Annotated in this window: 3 protein-coding genes and 1 pseudogene; all 4 read left to right on the top strand. The window is 45.9% G+C overall.

All coding sequences use genetic code 11. The features are described 5' to 3' along the window. The coding region (locus BEB42_RS25765) for an RHS repeat domain-containing protein (RefSeq protein ID WP_105267601.1) at positions 1 to 1,179 on the top strand (1,179 nt) is incomplete at its 5' end. 11 nt (positions 1,180 to 1,190) lie between these two features. Beyond that, the gene (locus BEB42_RS25760; RefSeq protein WP_000769434.1) at positions 1,191 to 1,748 is read left to right on the top strand and encodes a DUF4304 domain-containing protein; all 558 of its coding nucleotides are present in this window, start codon (positions 1,191 to 1,193) and stop codon (positions 1,746 to 1,748) included. A 9-nt stretch (positions 1,749 to 1,757) separates the two neighbouring features. Next, positions 1,758 to 2,042, top strand: a pseudogene (locus BEB42_RS25755) (hypothetical protein); the annotation flags it as partial. A 112-nt stretch (positions 2,043 to 2,154) separates the two neighbouring features. Next, a partial coding sequence (locus tag BEB42_RS25750) for an ISAs1 family transposase (protein WP_123058327.1) occupies positions 2,155 to 2,805 on the top strand: 651 nt, incomplete at its 3' end.

Raw genomic sequence — 2,805 nt, 5'->3', positions numbered from 1 at the left:
GGAGGCCACCGGCTGAAACAGGCCGGAAACACGCAGTATGACTATGACGCCGCAGGCCGGATGGTCAGCCGCACCAGGCACCGTGACGGCTACCGCCCGGAAACAGAGCGGTTCCGGTGGGACAGCCGGGACCAGCTGACCGGGTATTGCAGCGCACTGGGGGTGCAGTGGGAATACCGCCACGACGCCAGCGGCAGACGGACGGAAAAACGCTGCGACCGGAAGAAAATCCGTTTTACGTACCTGTGGGACGGCGACAGTATTGCGGAAATGCGGGAATACCGGGATGATAAACTGTACAGCGTACGGCACCTGGTGTTTAACGGCTTTGAGCTGCTGAGTCAGCAGTTCAGCCGGGAAAGGCAGCCGCATCCGTCCGTGGCCCCGCAGTGGGTGACGCGGACGAGCCATGCGGTAAGCGACCTGACAGGCCGCCCGGTGATGCTCTTTAACAGTGAAGGTAAAACCGTCTGGCGGCCGGGACAGACCAGCCTGTGGGGGCTGGCACTCAGCCTGCCCGCAGACACCGGCTACCCGGACCCGCGCGGGGAACTGGACCCGGAAGCCGACCCCGGCCTGCTGTATGCAGGACAGTGGCAGGATGCAGAATCCGGGCTGTGCTATAACCGGTTCCGGTACTACGAGCCGGAAACCGGGATGTACCTGGTGAGTGACCCCCTGGGGCTGGCCGGGGGGGAGCAGACTTACCGGTATGTGCCTAATCCATGTGGGTATGTTGATCCTTTGGGATTAGCAACGTGTCCCATAATCAGACAGCGGGTGCTTGCTAACCTCGAAGCCAGTCGGGCAGCAAGAGTTACATCAAATTTTGGTAAGCCTCTGGTTCAGGGAAATAAAACGATTGGCGATAAAGTAAGGGATATAATTGCCAAAGAGAGGGGAACCACTCTAATTGAACAAAATTATAGAGTGACAGGAGGATTAAGGCGTATTGACGTTGTTGATGGAGTAACGGGTATTGAATCTAAAGTCGGTCGAACAGGGATAACTGCCCGAGTACGGCAAGAGGTAGCCCGTGATATTAAGATTTTGAGAAGTGGGCAACTTGATCAAATTGAATGGGTGTTTACAAGAAGTCCAACTACAGGGAAGATTGGGCCAACTAAACCACTTGAAGATCTGTTAAATAAACATGGTATACCGATTATTTATCGATAAGGAGTGATAGTGTGAAACTCAAACCGATTGGTGATTTTTTAATTAATAGTGGGTTCGTGAAAAATAGTGACACTGACTTTTATAAAGTGCATGATAAGTTTGTATACTGTATAAATTTTCAAAAAAAGAGCACGGGTGATATTTTTTTTATAAACACAGGTGTTCATCCTATATTCGAAGGTTTTTGCAATGAACTACCAACAAAAGAAATAGATTGCTACATTCGTAATCGTGTGTGTGATGGACTAAGTATATCTTTGCTGAATTCTTTTGAAGGTGATGAATTTGTTATCAATGAGATAAAGGATAAAGCGTTTTGTTTTTTTGAATACTTTGATTCATTGAATAAAATATTCGATAGTATTCGTGTTGTCGATATTGAAGAGAGAAATATTTGCGATGAGCTAAGTAATGTAAGTAGCGTAAGATTAGCTTTGATGTGTATGAACTACCAATATGAGAAAAAAAATTTGGGACTTGCTTCAGATTTTGCGAACTATGGTCTTGCTATATCTAGAGGCCCGGTACCGAAAAAAGCATTTAAGGATATGATAAAAAAAATAGAGTGATATCTAATCCGCTGTAATGCCAATTGTCTGTGTACAGAGAAGGTTAACGGCCTGGATGAGACAATCGTCTACACATGGGACGCTGCAGGCCGCCTGGCAGAAATCATCGCCCCGGAAGGGAAAACGCAGTACGCGTATGACAAATCCGGCAGGCTGACGGGTATCTTCAGCCCGGACGGCATATCACAGCGCACCGGCTACGACGAACGCGGGCGGGTGAATGTCGCCACGCAGGGCAGACGGGCCATTGAATACCACTACCCAGGGAAAGATCACGTAACGCTGCTTTTTTGTACTAAACAATTCGAATTTTATGTTTAAAAATTGAGATATTCCTCATTACCTGAAGCTGTTTTTTATTGCTTATACATGATCAAATACTCCTTACATAATTAAGGAGAACAAAATGGAACTTAAAAAATTGATGGAACATATTTCTATTACCCCCGATTACAGACAAGCCTGGAAAGTGGAACATAAATTATCGGACATTCTACTGTTGACTATTTGCGCCGTTATTTCGGGTGCAGAAGTTTGGGAAGATATAGAGGATTTTGGGGAAACACATCCCGATTTTTTGAAGCAATATGGTGATTTTGAAAATGGTATTCCTGTTCACGATACCATTGCCAGAGTTGTATCCTGTATCAGTCCTGCAAAATTTCACGAGTGCTTTATTAACTGGATGCGTGACTGCCATTCTTCAGATGATAAAGACGTCATCGCAATTGATGGAAAAACACTCCGGCATTCTTATGACAAGAGTCGCCGCAAGGGAGCGATTCATGTCATTAGTGCGTTCTCAACAATGCACAGTCTGGTCATCGGACAGATCAGGACGGATGAGAAATCCAATGAAATTACAGCTATCCCAGAACTTCTTAACATGCTGGATATTAAAGGAAAAATCATCACAACTGATGCGATGGGTTGCCAGAAAGATATTGCAGAGAAGATACAAAAACAGGGAGGTGATTATTTATTCGCTGTAAAAGGAAACCAGGGGCGGCTAAATAAAGCCTTCGAGGAAAAATTTCCGCTGAAAGAATTAAATAAT

Source organism: Escherichia sp. MOD1-EC5990, assembly GCF_002965285.1.
Taxonomy (GTDB): Bacteria; Pseudomonadota; Gammaproteobacteria; order Enterobacterales; family Enterobacteriaceae; genus Escherichia; species Escherichia coli_F.
The sequence above is the reverse complement of the archived record's forward strand: the minus strand, read 5'-3'. Positions and strand labels throughout refer to the sequence as shown.